At 62.0% G+C, this 20,700-nt stretch carries 20 protein-coding genes; 5 read left to right on the top strand and 15 right to left on the bottom strand.

Annotated features, from left to right (window positions below; translation table 11 throughout):
• Positions 1–247 precede the first annotated feature (247 nt).
• The 11 genes from fliF to FFM81_RS17760 all read right to left on the bottom strand — a co-directional run bounded on the left by fliF (position 248) and on the right by FFM81_RS17760 (position 10,459).
• Positions 248–1,939 carry a flagellar basal-body MS-ring/collar protein FliF gene (gene fliF / locus FFM81_RS17710; RefSeq protein WP_138386303.1) on the bottom strand — a complete coding sequence of 564 codons (1,692 nt, stop codon included), beginning with the start codon at positions 1,937–1,939 and terminating at the stop codon, positions 248–250.
• Between the two features lie 111 nt (positions 1,940–2,050).
• Positions 2,051–2,440 carry a chemotaxis protein CheT gene (gene cheT / locus FFM81_RS17715; RefSeq protein WP_003570355.1) on the bottom strand — a complete coding sequence of 130 codons (390 nt, stop codon included), beginning with the start codon at positions 2,438–2,440 and terminating at the stop codon, positions 2,051–2,053.
• A gap of 16 nt (positions 2,441–2,456) precedes the next feature.
• Positions 2,457–3,011, bottom strand: a complete 555-nt coding sequence (gene cheD / locus FFM81_RS17720; protein WP_003570356.1) for a chemoreceptor glutamine deamidase CheD — start codon at positions 3,009–3,011, stop codon at positions 2,457–2,459.
• Positions 3,008–3,397, bottom strand: a complete 390-nt coding sequence (locus tag FFM81_RS17725) for a response regulator (protein ID WP_003556488.1) — start codon at positions 3,395–3,397, stop codon at positions 3,008–3,010. The genes cheD and FFM81_RS17725 overlap by 4 nt, the downstream gene beginning before the upstream one ends.
• Positions 3,398–4,441, bottom strand: a complete 1,044-nt coding sequence (gene cheB, locus FFM81_RS17730; RefSeq protein WP_003570357.1) for a protein-glutamate O-methylesterase CheB — start codon at positions 4,439–4,441, stop codon at positions 3,398–3,400.
• Positions 4,438–5,346, bottom strand: coding sequence for a protein-glutamate O-methyltransferase CheR (gene cheR / locus FFM81_RS17735; RefSeq protein WP_003570358.1), 909 nt, complete (start codon positions 5,344–5,346; stop codon positions 4,438–4,440). The genes cheB and cheR overlap by 4 nt, the downstream gene beginning before the upstream one ends.
• Entirely contained in the window at positions 5,343–5,810 is a 468-nt protein-coding gene (locus FFM81_RS17740; RefSeq protein WP_003570359.1) for a chemotaxis protein CheW, read from the bottom strand. The genes cheR and FFM81_RS17740 overlap by 4 nt, the downstream gene beginning before the upstream one ends.
• 4 nt (positions 5,811–5,814) lie before the next feature.
• Positions 5,815–8,091 (bottom strand): chemotaxis protein CheA, encoded by a 2,277-nt coding sequence (locus FFM81_RS17745; RefSeq protein WP_025415334.1) that lies wholly within the window; start codon positions 8,089–8,091, stop codon positions 5,815–5,817.
• A gap of 17 nt (positions 8,092–8,108) precedes the next feature.
• The gene (gene cheY1 / locus FFM81_RS17750; RefSeq protein WP_003570362.1) at positions 8,109–8,474 is read right to left on the bottom strand and encodes a chemotaxis response regulator CheY1; all 366 of its coding nucleotides are present in this window, start codon (positions 8,472–8,474) and stop codon (positions 8,109–8,111) included.
• Positions 8,471–8,767, bottom strand: coding sequence for an STAS domain-containing protein (locus tag FFM81_RS17755; RefSeq protein WP_003570364.1), 297 nt, complete (start codon positions 8,765–8,767; stop codon positions 8,471–8,473). The genes cheY1 and FFM81_RS17755 overlap by 4 nt, the downstream gene beginning before the upstream one ends.
• 63 nt (positions 8,768–8,830) lie before the next feature.
• On the bottom strand, positions 8,831–10,459 hold the full coding sequence (locus FFM81_RS17760; protein ID WP_128399043.1) for a globin-coupled sensor protein: 1,629 nt from the start codon (positions 10,457–10,459) through the stop codon (positions 8,831–8,833).
• 625 nt (positions 10,460–11,084) lie between these two features.
• Here FFM81_RS17760 and FFM81_RS17765 point away from each other — a divergent pair.
• Complete coding sequence (locus FFM81_RS17765; RefSeq protein WP_138386302.1) at positions 11,085–12,506, top strand: ArnT family glycosyltransferase; 1,422 nt, start codon at positions 11,085–11,087, stop codon at positions 12,504–12,506.
• 24 nt (positions 12,507–12,530) lie between these two features.
• On the opposite strand, the gene FFM81_RS17770 is transcribed toward FFM81_RS17765, so the two are convergent.
• Positions 12,531–12,830, bottom strand: a complete 300-nt coding sequence (locus FFM81_RS17770) for a helix-turn-helix transcriptional regulator (RefSeq protein ID WP_173883797.1) — start codon at positions 12,828–12,830, stop codon at positions 12,531–12,533.
• A gap of 33 nt (positions 12,831–12,863) precedes the next feature.
• Here FFM81_RS17770 and ybaL point away from each other — a divergent pair, with 33 nt between their 5' ends.
• The 4 genes from ybaL to FFM81_RS17790 all read left to right on the top strand — a co-directional run bounded on the left by ybaL (position 12,864) and on the right by FFM81_RS17790 (position 18,634).
• The gene (gene ybaL, locus FFM81_RS17775; RefSeq protein ID WP_138386301.1) at positions 12,864–14,684 is read left to right on the top strand and encodes a YbaL family putative K(+) efflux transporter; all 1,821 of its coding nucleotides are present in this window, start codon (positions 12,864–12,866) and stop codon (positions 14,682–14,684) included.
• Between the two features lie 54 nt (positions 14,685–14,738).
• Positions 14,739–15,119, top strand: a complete 381-nt coding sequence (locus FFM81_RS17780; protein ID WP_025415329.1) for a hypothetical protein — start codon at positions 14,739–14,741, stop codon at positions 15,117–15,119.
• An 84-nt stretch (positions 15,120–15,203) separates the two neighbouring features.
• Entirely contained in the window at positions 15,204–17,753 is a 2,550-nt protein-coding gene (gene secD / locus FFM81_RS17785) for a protein translocase subunit SecD (RefSeq protein ID WP_003570377.1), read from the top strand.
• 173 nt (positions 17,754–17,926) lie between these two features.
• Complete coding sequence (locus tag FFM81_RS17790; RefSeq protein ID WP_138386300.1) at positions 17,927–18,634, top strand: sensor histidine kinase; 708 nt, start codon at positions 17,927–17,929, stop codon at positions 18,632–18,634.
• A 21-nt stretch (positions 18,635–18,655) separates the two neighbouring features.
• On the opposite strand, the gene FFM81_RS17795 is transcribed toward FFM81_RS17790, so the two are convergent.
• From FFM81_RS17795 to FFM81_RS17805, 3 genes are all read right to left on the bottom strand, one after another.
• A complete protein-coding gene (locus FFM81_RS17795; protein ID WP_003570381.1) occupies positions 18,656–19,093 on the bottom strand; it encodes a response regulator in 438 nt (145 codons plus the stop codon).
• Between the two features lie 30 nt (positions 19,094–19,123).
• Entirely contained in the window at positions 19,124–19,828 is a 705-nt protein-coding gene (locus FFM81_RS17800) for a helix-turn-helix transcriptional regulator (RefSeq protein ID WP_138386299.1), read from the bottom strand.
• A 475-nt stretch (positions 19,829–20,303) separates the two neighbouring features.
• Entirely contained in the window at positions 20,304–20,681 is a 378-nt protein-coding gene (locus FFM81_RS17805) for a response regulator (protein ID WP_097535699.1), read from the bottom strand.
• Positions 20,682–20,700: the final 19 nt, after the last annotated feature.

The following is a 20,700-nucleotide window of genomic DNA, read 5'->3' on the forward strand; positions in this document are numbered from 1 at the left end:
TCACCCAAGGGTAAGCCAGCCGATGCAAATCACCATCTCCGACTTCTAGGGATTTACTTCCGCTGCCGCCCATGCACTGATTCGATGATCATTTCCAGCCATCAAGATATTTGGAAGGCTAAGGTGATTCTGGCTGTGTCGCAACTTCATTCGCGTTTTACGCGAGTCCACAAGTTGATAACTCTTCCGCTCCAGGAATGATGCTTGGCTCCGATATGAAAAAAGGCCGGTTGCCCGGCCTTTTGTCTTACGCTGCTTCGTCGATCGCCCATTTCCGGAGGATTTTCGCGGCGCGTTCCTCGTTGATTTCGACCATGCGGGAAAGCTTGCGTTCCGGGCCTTCCTTGACGCGGCGGTTGAAGTTGCCGTCGTCGTCGCCGAGGCTGAGCAGATCCTCGGTGCTGTCGAAGCCGAAGTCGGATCCGAAGCCGTCCATGAGGGCTCCTCCGGAGGCGCCAGGTGCGGGCGCGAAGTCCGGAAGCTCGAGACCGGCCGCCTCCGGCGTGGCGTCGCCGAGAACCTGAGAGCTGCCATTGCCGCTGACGCTGCGCACCAGAGGCCGCAGCCCCATCCAGACCACCACGAAGGCGACCGCGACGAAGGCCAGCGAGTTGATGACGCCGGCAAGGTTGCGGCTCAGCATGTCCATGACGCGGACACCGCCGGTGGCGTCTTCGAGCAACTGGTTTTCGAGGAAGTCCATGGCCGTGACGGTGACGACGTCGCCGCGCTTGGCGTCGATGCCGGACGCCGAAGCGACGATCTTCTGCATTTCGGCAAGATAGGCATCGATCTTGGCCTGATCTGCAGGCTCGCCGACCATCTTGGCGATGCGGCCCTTGTTGACCACCACGGCGATCGAGAGCTTCTCGACCTTGTAGCTGTTGCGGGTCGTCGCCGTCGTCCGGCTGTTGATTTCGTAGTTGGTCTGCTCTTCGCGCTTGTCGGACTTGTCCTGCGATTCAGGCCCGGCCGAACCACCGGCCTCGGGAGCCGCCTGCGGAACGTTCTGCTCGACCGTGGTCGCACTGTCGGACTGCTTCTGCTGCGACTGCTGGGCTTCCTTGGTCGAGCGGACCGAGCGTTCGACCTTGGATTCGGGATCGTAGGTCGTTTCCTGGATCTGCTGGGCGTCGGTGTTGAGATCGGCCGTGACGCTGGAGCGGAAGTTGTCCATGCCGAGGAAGGGTGCCAACGCCTTGTCGATGTTGGATTCGACTTCCTGCTGGACGTTCTGGACGATGTTGAGCGAACGGTTGAGCGAGCTGTTGCTGGCTTCGTCGCCGGAGGCGAGCAGCTGACCGGCGGAATCAAGGATCGTCACATCATCGACGTCAAGCCCCGGCACGGCCGAGGCGACGAGGTGGCGGATCGAGGTCGCAGCACTCCGCCCGGTGGTGGCGCTGGCGCGAATCATGACGGAGGCGGTCGGCTTCTGTTCCTGCTTTCGGAAGTTTCCGACCTCCGGCATGACGATATGGACGCGCGCGGCCGTTATGCCCGAGATCGACTGGATGGTGCGGGCGATTTCGCCTTCCAGCGCCCGAACCCGCGTCACCTCCTGCATGAAGGAGGTCAGGCCCAGCGAGCCGACATTGTCGAAGAGTTCGTAGCCGGCATTGGCGCTGTTCGGCAGGCCGCGCTCGGCAAGCATCAGGCGGGCCTTGCCCGTCATCCCCGCGGGGACACTGATGCTGGCACCGTCGGTGCCGACCTGGAAATTGATGTTGGCTTCGGCAAGCGCCATGCTGATCTGGTTGAGATCAGGATTGTCCAGACCGACATAGAGCGTTTCCTGTGCCGGCTTGTTGACGAAAAGGGCGGCCGCAAGGACGATTGCGATGGAGACGGCACCGACGCCTCCGAGAATAATCAGGCGCGTTCGGCCAAGGGAACCGAAGTTCTTAAAGATCTGAACTAATTGATTTAACAGATTCATTCTGTTCTCGCACGATCCGTCAGGGACAAAGCAGGCTTATTGCCTCATCTGACGAATAATCGGCGAAACTTGTGCGAGCGTTTCGTGAAGGGGCGCGCGCCCCCCCAAGGACTAGAAGAAATCGAAGTCGCCGGCGGCCTTGCTCAGGGGCTGGGAATGTCCGTGGCGTGTGGCGCCGCCCAGGGCCTTCTGCATCTCCGCCAGCTTGACGAGGCTGAGCGCGGTTGCGACGTCGACGGCCCAGCCGTGCGGGATTTCGCCGGTGATGGTGTCGATGAACTCGGCAAGGCCGCGCGATTTCTGCACGGCGAGATCGATGCCCTGCATGACCTTCATGGAATCCGGCGAATTGAGGATTTCAGCACCACCGAGATCGAGAAGCTGCGGCTCAATGCGCTCGATGAGATAGGCGACATCGTGCAGTTCCGAAACGATGCGCATCAGGATGTCGCTCAACGCTTCAACAGGCGCAGGCGGCTCCATCACCGGATTAAATGTCATATGAAAATCCTCGCCATCAAAAAAATTCGATACTGGTTTCGACGGGCTTCGGCGGAGCGGCGGGGCGCTGCTCGAGAGCGACGGTTCTCTGCGTTTCGGCGCCGGTCAGGGGGTATTGCCGGGCACGACCGGAGACCGGCCAATATTCGAGCTTACGTCCATGGTCTCCGCCTGTGGAGGAGCCGACCACCGGAATGCCTTCATCCCGCAGGAACTGCATGGCGAAGGCGGCGTTCTGCTCACCGACATTGGAAAATGTCGAGATCGTCTTCGCGCCGCCGAAGATTTTGGCCTCCAGCCGGTCGCGCCGGGCGCCCTGCTTGAGGAGACCGTTGATCAGCAGTTCCATCAGATGCACGCCGTAACGCGTGGCATCGCCGCCCGATGTCGGCGACGTCGCAGAACCCGGCAGCAAGAAGTGGTTCATGCCGCCGATTCCGGCGACAGGGTCTCTGAGGCACGCAGCCACGCACGAGCCGAGAATGGTCGAGAGGACCGCATTTGGATCGCTCAGAACCTTGTACTCGCCCTGAATGATGTGCACGCGGCGGGCTGCCCCCTCAGTCATCATTTCAAGGCTCCAAACACGGCTTCGATGGCCGCCTTCATTTTCTCGATCGTGAACGGCTTGGCGAGCACGTTGTTGGCGCCGAGCTGGGCTGCCTTCTGCACCAGTGCGCGGTCGCCCTGGGCGGTGAGGATGATGAAGGCCGCCTTCTTGGTGTTCGGGTTGGTGCGAACGGCCTGAAGGAAGCCGATGCCATCCATCTTCGGCATGTTGAAGTCCGAGATCACCAGGTGGTGCGGCTGCTCGGCCATGATCTTCATGCCCTGCTCGCCGTCGCCTGCGGACGTGATCTGCTTGAAACCGAGCTGGGTCAGCGCGTCGCTGAGCAGCAACCGGCTCGTTACCTGATCGTCGACGATCAGAACTTTGATTTTCTCCGCGATCGACATTTATTCGGTCCCTTCCTTTCGGGCGGCTGTCATTTTCAATATTTCTTCACCGATGGCAGACAGGGGCAACTGCTGCTCAACGGCGCCAAGTTCATGAGCAACCCTTGGCATTCCGTAAACGACACAGGTTTTTTCGTTCTGGCCGAGTGTTCTGGCGCCGGCGTGGCGCATTTTCAACAATCCGGCGGCGCCATCGCGGCCCATTCCGGTTAAGATGACGCCGACGGCGTTGCGGCCAGCCAGCTCGGCGACCGAATCGAACAGCACGTCGACCGAGGGGCGGTGACCGTTGACCGGCGCCCGGTCGACGAGACGGCAGCATGGCGCCGAGGCGTTGCTGACCTGGAGATGACGCTCGCCGCCCGGCGCCAGATAGATCTTGCCGATTTCCAGGCGGGCGCCATCGGTCGCTTCCTGCACCACCGGCGCACAGAGGCGGTTCAGGCGTTCGGCGAAGCTCTTGGTAAAGGTCGGCGGCATATGCTGGGTGATAACAGTCGGCGGGCAATTGGCCGGGAACTTCTGCAACACGGCGATCAGCGCCTCGACGCCGCCTGTGGACGAACCGATCGCGACGATCTTGCGACCGACGCGGAAATCGGCAACGGCGGGCGGAGGGGTCGGGGCGGCGACCGGATGGGAGAACTGGCGCTGCGTGCGCGCGGCTGCCTTGACCTTCTCGGCGAGGTCGCCGAAGGGCCGGAGTTCGCCCGGCGCCGGCTTGCCGACGCAGTCGAAGGCGCCGATCTCAAGAGCAGCAAGCGACGCCTCGGCGCCGCGATGGGTCATTGTCGATACCATGATGACAGGCATCGGACGCAGCGTCATGATCTTTTCGAGGAAATCGAGACCGTTCATGTTCGGCATCTCGATGTCGAGCGTGACGACGTCTGGGTTCAGCCGCTTGATCGCCTCGCGCGCCTCAAGCGCATCGCCGGCTTGGCCGATGACGTTGACCTCGGGGTCGGAACTCAGGACGGCGGTGATCAGCCCCCGCATCGTCGGGGAGTCGTCAACGACGAGAACCCTTGCAGGAGCGCTCATGCCTTCCTCCCAGAACCTTTGGCCGTATAGCGATAGGTTGTGATGCCGATATTGTCGAAGACATGTTTCGCCTCGCCCGACACGCGCTCGGAATGACCGATGTAGAGATGACCGCCCTCCGGCAGCAGGCCGGCGAAACGCTGCCAGATCTTCATCTGCGTCGGCTCGTCGAAGTAGATGACGACGTTGCGGCAAAAGATGACGTCGAACTTGCCCTTGAACGGCCACTGCGCCATCAGGTTCAGCTCGTTGTAGGTGATCAGCCGCTTGACCCTGTCGTCGACCTGGAACTTCCGGCGCCCCTGCACCTCGACTTCGCTGAACCATTGCTTGCGCATGGCGGGCGAAACGGTTTCGAGCGCGTTTTCGTCATAGGCGCCGGCCCGGGCGATCGCCAGGATCTTCGGATCTATATCGGTTGCGAGGATCTTGAAGTCGTAATCGGCGACATTCGGCATCAGCGACAGCACGGTGAGCGCGATCGAATAAGGCTCCTGCCCGTCGGAGGAGGCGGCCGACCATATGCGCACCCTGCCGCCGGATTTCGCCCGTTGCAGAAGTTCCGGCAGGACATGATCGCGCAGGTGGTCGAAATGATGGTTTTCGCGGAAGAAGCGGGTAAAATTGGTCGTCAGATGCGACAGCATCTCGCGGCGCGGCGCAGCACCGGCCGGCGAAGCGACGAGGTCACAATATTCCCGGAAGCCGGACAGGCCGAGATTGCGGATATGCTTCGACAGGCGCGAATAGACCAGCGACGCCTTCGTCTCGTTGAGGAAGATGCCGGCATCCGAATAGATCATCGCGGCGATCTCCGTGAGGTCGCGGCGCGTCAGCGGATATTCTCCGCTCGCCAGGACCTCGTCGGGTCCCTGTCTCTGATCTTTTGCGCCCATTGCGTTCATGCGGCTTCGCTTTCGGTCTCGGGAAAGAGGGATTCCAGTTCGATCAGGCAGATCATGCGCTTGTCGATGGCAAGAATGCCGCGGGCAAATTGACGTTCGAGCTCGGAGGAAATCTCCGGCGTCGGCTGGATGGTTTCGTCGGTCACCGTCAGGATATCGGAGACGGCATCGACCAGCAGGCCGACGACCTTGCGCCGCACCTGGGCGACGATGATGACATGACGGGCAGTCGGATCGGCCGGCTTCATGCCGAGCCGGGCGGCAAGGTCGATGATCGGCAGCACCGCGCCGCGCAGGTTGATGACTCCCAGCATATAACCGGGCGAGTGCGGCATCGCGGTCGCCGGGGTCCAGCCCCGGATCTCACGAACCGACATGATGTTCACGCAAAACTCCTGATCCCCGATGCGGAACGCGATCAGCTCGCGATCCCCCTCGTTCAGATTTTTTACGGCGTACGACATTCCCTTACCCTACCGCTGCTAACGACATTTCTGCTTTGAGCGACTGGCCGCGCGAGGCGCCGACAACCGCATCGACATCGAGAATGAGAGCGACACGCCCGTCGCCGAGAATCGTGGCAGCGGCAATGCCCGGCACATGGGTGTAGTTGGCTTCCAGGCTCTTGATGACCACCTGGCGCTGACCCTGGATGGCGTCGACCATCAGGGCGCGCTGGCCGCCGCCTTCGGATTCCACCAGAAGCGCCACGCCTTCGACGGGATTGGCCTGGGTCGCGCGGAAGTTCAGGATGCGGCCGACATCGACCAGCGGGCAGAAGCTGTTGCGGATCGAGATCAGCCGGTGGTTGGCACCGAAGGAATGGATCGCGGCCGCTTCCGGCTGCAGGGTTTCGACGATCGCGGTCAGCGGCACGACCAGCGTCTGGCCGGCGACAGTGACCACCATGCCGTCGAGGACGGCGAGCGTCAGCGGCAGGCTCATGGTGAAGACCGAGCCGTGGCCCGGCTTCGAGGTGATGTTGATACGGCCGCCGAGCGCCTGGATCGAACGCTTGACGACGTCCATGCCGACGCCGCGGCCGGAGATGTCGGAGATCTTGTCAGCCGTCGAGAAGCCCGGCAGGAAGATCAGGTTGTCGATTTCTTCATCCGAAAGGTTGGAATCGGCGGGGATGAGGTCGTTGTCGATCGCCTTCTGGCGGACCTTCTCGCGGTTGATGCCGGCGCCGTCGTCGGCAAGCTCGATCAGGATGCGTCCCGATCGATGCTTGGCGGTGAGGCGGACCGTGCCTTCGGTGTTCTTGCCGGCGGCGGCGCGCTTTTCCGGCGTTTCGATGCCGTGGTCAACGGCATTGCGGATCATGTGAGTGAGCGGCTCGGCCAGCTTGTCGATAACCGTCTTGTCGACTTCGGTGTTCTCACCTTCGGTGATCAGGCGGATCGACTTGCCGGTCATGTCGGCGATTTCGCGGACAATACGCGACATGCGCTGGAAGACCGGCTTTACCGGCTGCGCGCGGATCGCCATGACCGAGTCCTGGATTTCGCGGGTGAGCTGCTGCAGCTCTTCCAGGCCCATATTGATCGAGGAGGTACCGGTCGTGTCGTTCTCGATGACGCTCTGCGACAGCATCGCCTGGTTGATGACCAGTTCGCCGACGAGGTTGATCAGGCGGTCGACGCGGTCGAGATCGACGCGAATCGTCTGGCCGGCGGCGGCGGCATTGTTCTGGGCGGCAGCGGCGCTTGCGGCGGCCGCAGCCGCGGCTGCCGATTCCTTCTTTTCGACGCGCGCGGCGGCGGCGGCCATCTGCGTGACATTGGAGGCGATCTCGGCAGCGGCAACGGCGGCGGCAGCGCCGGAAACGTCTTCGGACGCGCCCGATTCGTCCAGGATCGACAGATCGAATGGAACCGGCACCATCGGCAGTTCGTCGTTGCTGGCCGCCTCAGCCCTTGCGTCCTCGACCGGCTTCACCGTCAGTTCGCAATCCCATTCGGCGAATTCGAAGACGGTGCGAATGGCGTCCTCGCCCTTGTCCGTCTTGATCGTGACGTTCCAGAAGAAATAGGCGCCTTCCGGATCGAGTTCATCGAGGCCCGGCAGCTCATCGCTATTGCAATAGATGGTCATTTCGCCGAGGCGCGAAAGGTCGCGCAACAGCAGCGTGGCGTCATTGCCCTTGGAATAGAGTTCGTAGCGCGGCTTGAAGGTGATTTCAAAGGTCGGAAGCTCGGCGCCCGCATCGCCCTCGCCGCCGAAGTCGTCGAAGGAGAAGGGAACCGGCTGGAAACCGCTGTCATCCGTCGGTTTGGCAGCGGGTGCGGCGGCGGCCGGAGCAGGCTTTGCTGCCGCCTTCGGCGCCGGTGCCTCGGCCGATGCCGATGGAGACGGCAATTCGCCGTTCGCCAGCGCCTCGAGCTCCTTGACGAGGCCGCGGCTGCGGCTTTCATCGACGCTGCCGCCGTCGCGCGCAGCGTTGGTCAGGTCGGCGAGCACGTCGGCCGACTTCAGCATCACCTTCAGGACGTCCTGGTTCGGCTCGAGCTTGTTGGAACGAACGCAATCGAGAGTGGTCTCGAAAACATGGGCGAAGGCAACCAGATCATCAAGGCCGAAGGCGCCGGCGCCACCCTTGATCGAATGCACGGCACGGAACACCGCATTGACGGTTTCCGGATCGCGATCGCCATCATTCATTTTCAGAAGACCGGATTCCAGCTCGGCGAGCTGTTCCTCGCACTCCTGGAAAAAGATCTCTTTGATTTCGTTCATATCCATAGGAGCAAATCCTGGGTTTAAGCGGTTACACGCTCAATGGCATCGATCAGCTTGGCCGGGTCGAAAGGCTTGACGATCCAGCCCGTGGCACCGGCCTGGCGGGCGCGGTTCTTCTTTTCCGCGTCGCTTTCGGTGGTCAGGACCAGGATCGGGATCGCCCGATATTTCTCGTTGCGGCGGACACCTTCGATGAAGCCGAAACCGTCGAGGCGCGGCATGTTGATGTCGGTCACGATGACGTCAGGATTCGACTCTTCGAGAACCTCGAGGCCCTCGACGCCGTCTTCCGCCTGAATCGTCTCGAAGCCGGCATTGTTGAGCGTCACGAGAAGCATGTTTCGGATGGTGCGGGAATCATCCACGGTAAGAACTTTTTTCTTCATTGCCGAATCTCCTTGGCAAGCAGGTGATCAATATTGACGCCCACCAGCTGCATGGTTTTCTGAAATGCATCGGACACCTTGGAAAAGGTGAATGGCTGCTTGTCCTGCTGCCAAGTCTTCTCGGCGGACATCAGAACCTGGGCGCAAAGAGCACCGATCCGTTCGACGCCGGAAGCGTCTATCGACAGACCGCTGCCCCTGAGCGAGAGGAGCTTATCGCGCAAGGCGGAAGCCTCGTTGAGGTCGAGCACCGCTGTCAAATCCAGCGTCTTGCCACTCTTCTTTGCTACCATCAGCTTTTCCTTGTCCCCTTGTCCCCGGCTCGAGAAGACGAGCTGTGGTAATCATCCGATAGGTTAGTAAACATTCCGCCCACCTCCGACGCTTGCGAAGGGCTGCGGAAGGCTAAAATCACCATATTCGTATTCGTCCTCGGCCACAGCCGGACGGGCGGCTGTCTCGACGGCGCGCGGCGGCGTCACCCGAACCGGGGCCGGGCGTCCGGCATTGGCGTTTTCCCGGGCAATGCGGAATTCACGAATCGTCCGGCCGAGCTCGAGAATGACGGTATGGAGGTGGTCGGCGCCTTCGGCCGAGCGCTGCGCAAGGCCGGCGCAACCCGCCACCTCGCCACCCAGGCCCTTGACGTCCGCAGTCACGCTGTCGAGGCTTACGGCATGTTCGCCGGTCTTCGTGGCGATGCCTGCAATGGCGGCATTGATGTCGGTGACCTGACGGACGATGCTACCGATCGAATCCTGTGTGCGGCCGACCATCTGCACGCCGGCATCGACCTGCGCCTTGGTCGTCGTCACCAGCGTCTTGATCTCGCGGGCGGCTTCGGCCGAACGCTGGGCCAGCGCCCGAACTTCCTGGGCGACGACGGCAAAACCGCGGCCGGAATCGCCGGCGCGGGCGGCTTCGATGCCGGCATTCAGCGCCAGCAGATTGGTCTGGAAGGCGATCTCGTCGATCGTGCCGATGATCTGGCCGATCTTTTCGGCCGACTGCTCGATATCGGCCATGGCGCTGATCGCGCGGCCGACGACCTCGCCGCTTTCCTCGACGGCGGCGCGCGTCAAGGCGACCGCCTGTTCGGCGGCGCGGCTGTCGGCGGCGCCGTCGCGAACGCTCCCGGCGATGCCGGCAAGGGCTGCGGCGGAAAGCTGCAGCCGGTCGGCCTGGCCGGACGCCGTACCGGCGAACTGCCGCGACAGGCCGGCGAGCGAACCGGTCGCCGCCTCGGCCTTCAGCGTGCGCTCGGTGATTTCAGTGAACTCGGCCTGGAGACCATCCAATGCGCCGTTCAGCGCGGCGGCGATCGCCGCATGGTCGCCGTCGACGGGGGCGCGCCGCGTCAGGTCGCGGGCAGCAAGGCCTTCGATGACATCGCCGAAGATCCTGGCGATCTCGGCCTCGTTGTCGGCGCGCTGATCGGCGAGCGCACGCTGCTCTCCGGCGCGCTGGGCGTTGAAGCGCAGCGAGACGGCGATTTCCACATCGACCATGACGATGCGGATGATCGCCGTCATCAGCTCGGAGATTTCGCGGGTACGGCGCTTGGCGGACGGCAGCAGCGGACGGCCGGCAATTTCCTCGGCGAGACCGGCAACGACATGCTCCAGCATGACGCCATGGCCGGCGACGTGCCAGCGGGGGTCGAGGCCGATCTTGCTTTCGGTATCGGAGAGAACCTTGACACGTTCGGCATAGAGGCTGTCGAACCGGGCATCGGTCAGCACGTCCCAATGCGAGGACTGCAGATCATGCAGGCGCTCGACCTGGCGCTCGCTGTCGAAATTGCGGGCGGCGTCGGGGAAAGACTGGAACCTGTGGAAGAGATCTCTGAGACCCGCCTTCAGATGCGCTTCGAGGGCCGGCCGGTTGCGGCGCACCAGCTCGCACTGCTCGGCATCGAGACCGGCAAAGCGCAGGCGGTCGCGCAAGCTGCCTGCCTGCGCTCCACGTGCCTGATCTGATGGCATGTCCTGCCTCAACGCCTGTCCCCAAACCCGCTTTCCAGGCAGATGCCTGGCTAAAAATTCTTGCAGCATCCGATCAATACGAAGCGTGGAGACGGTCCTCACCACCGGTGACAACCGGCGGGTCGAGCCCTCTGATCAGCTATGTTTCGGAGCTGTCTGAAGAGATGGATACCGGATCAACCGGTACGGCGGGACGGCGTCATGCCTGGTGGGAACGAGTGCATCTTCCCATTCCGACGTGTAAACCAATGTTTATGGTTAATTCCTTGCCTGAAGGTTAATAAGCCTGTCGCAGTGGCGGCTTTTGAAGCAATTCAAGGCCGTTGGCAGCAAATACTGCGGCGGAGTTGCACGGCTGCTACAAGGCACACGCAAGCTCCGTGTTATAGGCCGGTCGATAACCAAGACATGACGTCGACAAGGACAGAGCAATGATTGTTCTCGGATTGGGTTCCTGCTTGATTGCAATGACGCTGCTTGCCGCCGTCGCCCGCATCGATTCTCTCGCCGCAAACCGCGACATCCGCATGCTTCGGGTATTCTAAAACCGATCCTTCCCCGTTGGCAGTCCGGCACCTTTGGTGTATCGCACTCGCGCCTTTCATGTCAGCGGAACTGTCGGTTCATGTCCCCCAGATCAGGTCTCCTCATCGTTCTCGGCTTCACGCTCTGGCGCGTCGTCACGCTGCATTTCGATGCGACGGACCTTTTCGTCGACGAGGCGCAGTACTGGTTCTGGTCGCAGAATCTCGATCTCGGCTATTATTCCAAGCCGCCGATGATCGCCTGGGTGATCCGGGCGATGACCGAGCTTTCCGGCTCCGACGCCATCTACTGGATAAGGCTCAGCGGACCGCTCATCCACATGGCGGCGGCACTGGTTTTGATGAAGGTTGCGAAGGGTTTCGTCGGGCGGGAGATCGAAGGCTGGACGGGCGCCACCTATATCACCCTTCCGGGCGTCGCACTGTCGTCGGTGTTCTTCTCGACCGACGTGATCCTGCTGTTCTTCATTGCGATCGTCCTGCTTGCCTATTTCGGCCTGACGCAGCGGCGCTCGGTCGGGCTGGCGCTGGTCATGGGCCTCGGCGTCGGCCTCGCCTTCCTGACGAAGTACGCCGTGCTGTTCGTGGTTCCGGGTGGGGCGCTTGCCCTCCTCCTCGTTCCGGCGGCACGCATCGCCATCCGGGATTTCATCGTCGCGGTCGCGGTCGCGGCGGTTGTCGCGTTGCCGAACCTCTGGTGGAACCTCAAGCACGACAATACGACGGTGCGGCATACGCAGGATATCGCCCATTGGAGCGATCTCGGCATCAATCTCCGCCGCGGGCTTGAATTCTTCTCCGCCCAGTTCGGCGTCGTCGGGCCGATCATCTTCTTCGCGATGCTGTGGGCGGTCTATCGCATGATCAAGGGCAGGAGCGACGACCGCGAAAGGATGCTGGTCTGGCTGTCGATGCCGGTGGTGGTGCTGATCACGCTGCAGGCAACAGTCGCCAAGGCCTATGCCAACTGGGCCGTGACCGCCTATGTCGCCGGCACCATCCTTGCCGTCTGGCTGCTTTACCGGATGTGGCCGAAGGGCTTGAGGCTGTCGCTTATCATCAACGGCATCGCCAGCCTGCTCTTTCCGCTGGCGACAATCTTTCCGCAACAATTGCTGCTGCCGAACGGCGACGAGCTGATGAAGCGCTATCTCGGCCGCGCCGAGGTCAGCCGCGAGGCCGCAGCCCTTGCCGGCCAGGCCGGGACCGACATCATCGTCACCAATGATCGCGATATGGTTGCCGATCTTTTCTATACGCTGCGCGACACATCCTACAGGATCTATGCGCAAGCGCCGGCCGGCCTTCCCGAAAGCTATTACGAGCAGGAATTCGCCCTGCCGGCCGATATCACCGGCAAGGTGCTTTTCCTGACGGGCGGTCCGTTCAGCTGCGCCACCGAGACACCCGAGCTGCTGAAGAACTGGCAGCCGACAGAGGGCTATTACAAGGGCAAGTCGCTGTCGCTCTACAAGGTCTCCGCCACCTGCCTGGCGCCGTGAGCCAATCGATTCCGATTCAAGGAATTATGCGGTGGGCAGGCAGAGGCCGGTGCCCGCCCCTTCAATCTCGACGAATTTGACGCCGCCTTCCTCGAAGGCGAGGCGCAGTTGCGCCTCCGTCGCGCGATGGATGTCGTGGTGGCGACCCTCATAATCGCGGATGGTGCTGCGCGAGACGGCAGCCCTTTCGGCAAGATCGGTCTGGGTCCAGTCGAGCAGGCCGCGCGCCGCCCGGCAGAGAGCCGGGGTCAGAATTGTTTCCCTTGCGCCTTGACCCATGATTACAACTTGCCCATATTGGTCGATATAAACCATATATGTCACATTACGAACGGGATTTCCAGATCGGGAGACAGCATGCCACACGATACGCCCTTGATTTCGACAATCGTCGGCGGCCTCGTGCTGGCTTTCATCTTCGGCGCGTTTGCCCATCGGCTGCGCATGCCGCCGCTGGTGGGCTATCTGATTGCCGGTGTGCTGGTGGGACCGCATACGCCTGGTTATGTCGCGGATCAAAGCCTGGCGCCGGAGCTTGCCGAAATCGGCGTCATCCTGCTGATGTTCGGCGTCGGGCTGCATTTTTCTCTGAAAGACCTGCTGTCGGTGCGCGGCATCGCCGTGCCCGGCGCCATCGCCCAGATCGCCTTTGCGACCCTGCTCGGCTGGGGGCTCGGCGCCTTCATGGGCTGGCCGACCGGCGGCAGCCTGGTCTTCGGCCTGGCGCTTTCGGTCGCTTCGACCGTGGTGCTGCTGAAAGCGCTGCAGGAGCGCCGACTGGTCGAAACGGAGCGCGGACGCATCGCGGTCGGCTGGCTGATTGTCGAGGATCTCGCCATGGTGCTGGCGCTGGTGCTGATCCCCGCCGCAGCCAGCATCGGCGGTGAAGGTCACGCGCCTGTCGAGCCGCTCTCGGCCGGGCTGAGCCGGCTGTTCGGACTCGATCTCGGCATCGGCGGCATGATCGCCATGACGCTGGTGAAGGTGGCGCTGTTTGTGGCGCTGATGCTGGTCTTCGGCCGCAAGCTCATTCCATGGACGATGCACCGCATCGCCCATACCGGATCGCGCGAGCTGTTCCGGCTCGGCGTGCTGGCGATCGCGCTCGGGGTCGCTTTCGGCGCGGCCAAGCTCTTCGGCGTGTCGCTGGCGCTCGGCGCCTTCTTTGCCGGCATGGTGCTGGCCGAAAGCGAGCTCAGCCATCGCGCCGCCCAGGAAAGCCTGCCGCTGCGCGACGCCTTCGCCGTGCTGTTCTTCGTCTCGGTCGGCATGCTGTTCGATCCGAACATCCTGATCGACAGGCCGCTGCCGATCCTCGCCACCGTCTTCATCATCGTCATCGGCAAGTCCATCGCCGCCTTCTTGATCGTGCTCGCCTTCAAGAAGCCGCTCGGCACAGCGCTGACGATTTCGGCCAGCCTCGGCCAGATCGGCGAATTCTCCTTCATTCTCGCCGCCCTCGGCGTCGACCTCGGGCTGCTGCCGGAGGAAGGCCGCGATCTGATCCTTGCCGGCGCCATCATCTCGATCATCCTCAATCCGCTGCTGTTCTTCCTCTGCGACCGCATGCGGCCGCTTTTTGAAGGTGCAAAACGAGAGGAAGCCGTGGTGGAGCCCGCTTCCTCGGCGGATGCGGCGGTCGCTCACGAAGAGGTGCCGCCCGAAGACGACGAGGTGCACCCGACCGCTCTCAGCGGTCACGCCATTCTCGTCGGCTACGGGCGGGTCGGCAGCATCGTCGGACAGAATCTGAAATCGTCGGCTACACCTTTTCTGGTCATCGAGGATTCCGACAAGCGCATCGGCGAGCTGAAGACGCAAGGTATCGAAACGCTGATGGGCAATGCGGTGATGCGGGAAACGCTCGACCTCGCCAATCTTTCCGGCGCCCGCAGCATCGCCATCGCCATCCCGAACGCCTTCGAGGCCTGCCGCATTGCCGAGCAAGCACGCAGCGTCAATCCGTCGATCCTCATCGTCGCCCGCGCCCATTCCGACGCCGAGGTCGATGAGCTGAAGCAATATGGCGCCGACACTGTCATCATGGGCGAACGCGAAATTGCGCTTGGCATGGTTGACCGCCTCGCTCAAGTGCATCATGAGAGTGTTCCCTATGAAGACAGGCATGCGCCTGATACAATTATTCCGGTGGGCACTGCTCCGCTGGAGAAAGAATGAGAGATTGGCGCGCTTTTGAGCCGATACGGGAGTGACATTACAGGGACGGAGAAGGTGGAGCTGGACCAGCACCATCTGACCAGCCGTGTCGCCGTTTCCCTGCTTGTCGCCATCCTAGCCTATCTCGGCCTGCTGCTCGGCGGCAATCTGGTCATTTCGCCGGCCGCCGCCGTCAACACGCTTTCCTCTTCCGGCCGGGATCCGCAACCGCCGCAACTGACCGCGCGAGATGCCGTGCGCGGCGTGCTTGCCACCGAGCGCAGGCTGGCGCCGAAGCAGGCAGCCCATGACGGCGGATCGCCCGCCATTGCGGCTGCCCCAGTTGTCGATCTCGCCGGCTGGACCATTTCCGCCGCCTTTCCGGCATTTGATGCTTCGCCTCATGCCGCGGTCTCCAGGACCCATCAGCCGCGCGGACCGCCGGCTGCTGCCTGACGTTTGCGCTGAGCGCGCTTCCGACATCTGACGACATGCCGCCAGCGCCCGAGCGCCGGCCCCCGATTATCTAAGGAATACAACATGCGTACTTCACCATGGCTGGTGTTCACCTATGCGGTGATCATCTTTCTCGGCCTATTGATCGCCCTGCCGAACGTCCTGCCGCAATCCGTCCTTCAGCGGGTGCCGACATGGCTGCCGCATGAGCAGGTGTCGCTCGGCCTCGACCTTCGCGGCGGCTCGCATCTCGTTCTGGAAGTCGACGAGGCGGATCTGACCAAGGAGCGGCTGCAATCGCTGCTTCAGGACGCGCGCCGTGTGCTGCGCGAAAAGGGCATCCAGCCGAAGGCCGTCGTGCGCAGCCAGAACCAGATCGTCGTGACGCTCGCCGACGCCACGCAGAGCGATGCCGCCGTCACCGAACTCAAGACGCTCGCCAACCCGATCAGCACCGGCCTCAGCGCCGGCCAGGCGGATCTTGATGTCACGGCGAACGGGGCGACCATTACCGTCGGCTTCTCCCGGGCCGGCATCTCCGCCAATGTCGACAACGCCGTCCAGCAGAGCCTTGAAGTCATCCGCCAGCGCGTCGACCAGGTCGGCGTCTCCGAGCCGACCATTCAGCGCATCGGCGCCAATCGTGTGCTCGTGCAGCTTCCGGGTGCGCAGGATCCGACGCGGCTGCGCCAACTTCTGGGCTCCACGGCGAAGATGTCGTTCCACATGGTGGCCCCGAACAATCAGCCCGGCCCGGGCGTGACCATGATGCAGGACGAAGAAGGCCGGTCCTATGCGGTTCTCGACCGCGTCGAACTCTCCGGCGACCGCCTTTCGGATGCCCGCGTCAGCTTCGACCCGAACACGCATGAGCCGGTCGTCAGCTTCCGCTTCGACAGCGCCGGCGCCACCCGCTTTGCCGATATCACCCGTCAGAACGTCGGCAATCCCTTCGCCATCGTCCTCGACGACAAGGTGCTGAGCGCACCCAATATCCGCGAGCCGATCACCGGCGGTTCCGGCCAGATCTCCGGCAACTTCTCGGCCGACAGCGCAACGACGCTTGCCGCCATGCTGCGTGCCGGCGCCCTGCCCGCCAAGCTGACGGTCATCGAGGAACGCACCGTCGGCGCCGATCTCGGCGCAGATGCCATCAAGATGGGTATCTATTCCGGCATCGTCGGCTTTATCCTTGTCGCACTCTTCATCTTCGTGCTCTATGGCACCTGGGGCGTGCTGGCGAATATCGCGCTGCTGATCCACACGATCCTGACCTTCTCGGCCCTGACGCTGGTCGGTGCGACGCTGACGCTGCCGGGTATTGCCGGTGTCGTACTCGGCATCGGCCTTGCGGTCGACGCCAACGTCCTCATCAACGAGCGTATTCGTGAAGAGACGCGCAAGGGCAAGGGCGCCTTTGCCGCCATCGATACCGGCTTCAATCGTGCCTATTCGACGATCATCGACGGCAATATGACGGCCCTGATCGCCGCGGCCATCCTGTTCTTTTTCGGTTCCGGGCCGGTTCGCGGCTTTGCCGTGACCATGGCGCTCGGCCTGATCATCTCGATGTTCACCTCGGTCGCCTTCGTTCGCGTTGCCATGATCGAGATCACCCGCCGCCGCAAGTATAAGGTGCTGAACATCCGGCCATTGATTCCGTTCAGCCCCTATGACAAGCACATCGAGTTCATGAAGGCGCGCTTCTTCGGCGTCACCGTTTCGGCGCTGCTGTCGATTGCCTCCGTCGTGCTCTTCATTCACCCCGGCCTCAACTACGGCGTCGACTTCCGCGGCGGCATCCAGATGTCCGTCAAGACTCAAGGGGCGGCCGATCTTGCCAAGTTCCGCGAAGGTCTCGATAGTCTCGGCCTCGGCGAAATCACCCTGCAGTCCTTCGGCGACAAAAGCAGCATTCTCGTTCGCGCGCAGCGGCAGGAGGGCGGCGAAGAAGCGCAGACGGCGGCTGTGACCAAGCTGAAGGCCGAAGTCGCCAAGATCGATCCGACCGCTACCGTCGAAGGCACCGATGTCATCGGCCCGAAGGTCAGCGGCGAGCTTGCCTGGGCCGGCATCCTGTCGGTGGTGATCGCCAGTCTCGCAATGCTCATCTATATCTGGGTGCGGTTCGAATGGCCGTTTGCCGTCGGCGCCATCGTCACGCTGGTGCTCGACGTCACCAAGGCGATCGGCTTCTTTGCGATCACCGGCCTCGACTTCAACCTGACGGCCATCGCCGCCATCCTGACACTCGTCGGTTACTCGGTGAACGACAAGGTGGTCGTCTATGACCGCATGCGCGAAAATATGCGGCTCTACAAATCGATGCCGCTGCGCGAGATCATCGACAAGTCGATCAACGAGACCCTGGCACGAAGCCTCTACACCAATGCGACGGCCTTCCTCGCCCTGGTGCCGATGGCGATCTGGGGCGGCAGCGCCGTCTCGAGCTTCGCGATCCCGATGGTCTTCGGCATTCTCGTGGCCGGCGCCTCGTCGATCTTCATCGCGGCGCCGATCCTGCTCTTCCTCGGCGACTGGCGCCGCCGCCACGCCAAGGCTGCAACGGCCACCGATGGCGCCGTCGAAATCATCCCGCCGGAACAGGGTCGCCCGCGCAAGTCGGCGAGCTAAAATCCGCGTGTTAACGCATCCTTGAAGAGGGCGCCGGTTGCAGAGCCGGCGCCCTCTTTCTATTGTCGATAATTGCAGGGATAAAATCCTGCAGCGATTCAAAGGATTACAGCGTCCTTAGCGCGTCTGAAAAGGATGCGCGGCGCTGCAGCAGAGATCGGGGGAACCGCCAGATGTCATCAAACCCGACGAGACGACCGGAAACCGACGACAACAATGAGGAGCGCATCAAGCGATTTCTCGCGACCGCCTCGCACGATCTGCAATCGCCGCTACGCCATATCGCCATGTATGCCGAGCTGCTGCTCGACGATCTCGAGGAAACGCTCGACGGCGAACAGCGTCAGAGCCTCCGGATGATCATGGAAAAGGCGCAAGCCGCACAACGCCTGACCAAGGCACTGATGAGCCTTGCCGGCGGAACACCTCAAGTGACGCCCGAAGAGGTCGATCTGCAGGCGCTGGCCGAAAATGTCTGGCGCGAACTGACCGACGAAACCGGGGTTCGCGATGCGACGCTGGAAAGCCGGGGCCTGCCCTCCCTCCGGAGCGATCCTGCCCTGCTGGGCCTGGTGCTCCGGCACCTGCTGACCAACGCCCTGAGCTATCGTAGCGAAGCGCCACTCCATGTGGTCATTGCCGCGGAGCGGCAGGAGGCGGATTGGTTCATCCGGGTTTCCGACAGTGGGACTGGCATCGATCCGGCCTATCGGGAGCGGATCTTCGAACCGTTCTGGAAATTGCCGCAGGCGGGAACGGTGCCTGGCGCCGGTCTCGGACTGACGACGGCGCGAGAGATCCTGGCAGCGCTCGGCGGTGATCTCAGCCTCGAAGATTCCGATGCAAGCGGCAGCCGCTTCCTCATCCGCCTTCCCGCCTGAGCTTACAGCGCGCGCGTCTTTTCAGATGCTGTAATCGTCCTTCCAGAAATCCGGGACGTCGTAGTTCACATATTCGCGGATGATGTGCTGCAGCGTCTGGGCGTCGATTTCGTCCTTGCCGATGCGAAAATCGACGCCGTAATCCGGGAATTCCTGAAAATAGCCGCCGGATATGTCGGTCGAGACGACGCCGATCGGGCCGGTGTAACCGATGCCGCGCAGCTCCGGCACCGTCTCGCGGAAATCGGCGTTCGGCAGAAGGCGGTTGTCGAGCAGGATGAGATCGAAACGCGCCAAGCGGATCTTTTCCAGCGCGTCACCGATCGACGGCGAATATTCAACCTCGACGGCCGGCTCGGAGAGATCGGCGATCTTCTTCTTGAGCGCACGGAATTCGATGAATTCGTCGTCGACAAACAGAACCTTTACGGCGTTCCTTCGGCTCGTTTCGGTGATCATCGTCTCAATTCCCCAATCCCGAAACCAGCGTCACGTAACCAAACCGTTCCTCAAGGCGATCGCCACCATGTGAACGCGGTTGACAGCGTCAAGTTTGCGCGCCGCCGCGGTAATGTGCGAATTGACCGTATGTTCGGAAAGACCGAGGATGATGGCGATCTCAGCCGACGTCTTGCCTTCGCTCGTCCATTTGACGATTTCCTGCTCGCGATGGGTCAGCCGCCCGGACATTTCCGGCGTCAGGATTTCCTCATACAGCTTGTCGAAAATCCGCATGGCGTCGAGAAGCATGTCGGCAATCTCGCTCTGATCCGGCTCCTGACGCTCGCCGCTGAGCACGAGGCAATAACGCCGCCCTTCCGGGGTGAATAGCGGGATGAACAGAAAGACGCTACTCAGGAATTCGTTGAAAACGAGATCGGAGCGATAATCTTCCGGCTTTGCGCTCCTGCCGTGAACCGGCGTTGCCAGAAACTGGGCGGACTTTGCCCGGACGGTCCCGAGCGCTTCCTTCAGCGTCGTGATGAAAAGGCCGACACGCCGCTCTGCGACATTGGTGATGACGATATCGCGCTCACCGAAAGGCGCCGAAGCCTCGGAAATACGGGCCAGCGCGAAACTATCGAAATTGTAGTGCTGTGCCGCAGACTTCAGCAGCCGGAAAAAATCGGTGCGGTTGATCGCCCGGCTCAGCTCCGGTCCGGCATGAAAGGGAATTGCCGGGGCGTTGTTCATTCCCACTCTTCCTCTCCTCGATGCCTCCGATCCCGAAATCTTGGGATATACGTCTTAGACGCGAAGAGCTACAAAAATTGCGAGACGGTTGATGACGAATATCGAAACGGGGACTTTCGACATTCAAAGGCGGAAATCATCAATTATCTCAACTACAAGTGATGCACGGGCAGATTTTACTGAGGGGCAGTAGTTCTTACCTGGGTATCGTATTCTTCCTGCATTCAACATCCATGAATGCAGGAAGGCAGTGCCAGACGTAAGCGCGAGAGAGCCGACAGACCCATTCAGCTAAGGGGTTGGCTGATGTTCGTGGCGGCGAACGCGGGTCAATCGGTTCTCTCAGCGCTTACTTTGCGTATCATTTCCTTCGCTTCGGTTGCATCTTGTTATGCGTCCTCGACCTTGTCAATTGCGGTTTGCCGTATGGTTGGGACATAGGAGGGGAAACAAGTTACCGGGCCTTTGCCGTTTCCTACATCTCAAGATTGAGAATCATCCCGGCGAGATCAAGCGGCTTTTCCAGATAGGCATCGGCGCCGGCCTTAAGCGAGCGCGCGCGATCCTCGGCAGCATCCGAGCCGCTGCAGATGGCAAGCCGCATCGCCTTGAAGCGATCGTCCCGGCGCAGCCTGCTCACCAGGGCGATGCCGCTGTCGAGCGGCATGTAGAGATCGGCGACCAACAGTTCCGGCAGCGACCAGCCTTCCGCCGCACGCTGCTCCAGCGCCGCAAGCGCCGTCTCGGCGGTCGAGAAACAGAATAGATCGACCTCTATCTGCTGCTTCCTGCGGATATAGTCGAGATAGAAGAGATCATCCCTGCTGTCGTCGACGTAGATTATGGTAGGCATTCAGCACCGTGATTGGATA

Source organism: Rhizobium hidalgonense (assembly GCF_005862185.2).
In the GTDB taxonomy this organism is placed as follows: Bacteria; Pseudomonadota; Alphaproteobacteria; order Rhizobiales; family Rhizobiaceae; genus Rhizobium; species Rhizobium hidalgonense.